Annotated in this window: 1 protein-coding gene; it reads left to right on the top strand. The window is 33.7% G+C overall.

Features of this window, described 5'->3' with window-relative positions:
• Nucleotides 1-128 precede the first annotated feature (128 nt).
• Nucleotides 129-463 (top strand): hypothetical protein (locus tag JHD69_RS20355; RefSeq protein ID WP_199142148.1); only part of this gene is annotated, 335 nt, incomplete at its 3' end.

Below are 463 nucleotides of genomic sequence, written 5' to 3'. Positions count from 1 at the left end.
GGTCAGTGCAGTTAAGGCTGAGAACAGAGCAAGAGCAGATCTTGGTATGGACAAGAGAAAAAGTTATGGAGGTCGACAAATACCAGCCTATTTATTAGAAGATAATCGTTAATTAAATTTTTTATACTATGAAATTATGTCTGTGCTTGTTATTGACTTTTGTGCTTTGTTCGCATCCCAACCCCTTCTATGAAAAGCTACTAAATGATTTTGACCGAAACAGCTGGTTTGTATGTATAAACGCAAGTTTTGGTACGGAGAAGAAGCAAATTATTATTGAGAACGACGACTTGTATTATCTAGTCAACGAAAAAAGCAAAACTAGCAAGGCAAAATATTACGAGCTTATCAAGGGAAAACTGCTAAAGAATGAAACAATATCATTGCCAAAAATCAATTTGGACAAATTGAATATTCTTGAAATGCAAAAAGCTGATAAAATCGAAAAAGATGCTAAAAAAGT

Origin of the sequence: Pedobacter sp. ASV12 (assembly GCF_016429155.1) — a bacterium.
In the GTDB taxonomy this organism is placed as follows: domain Bacteria; phylum Bacteroidota; class Bacteroidia; order Sphingobacteriales; family Sphingobacteriaceae; genus Pedobacter.
Note: the sequence above shows the minus strand (reverse complement) of the source record. Positions and strands in the feature narration are given on the sequence as shown.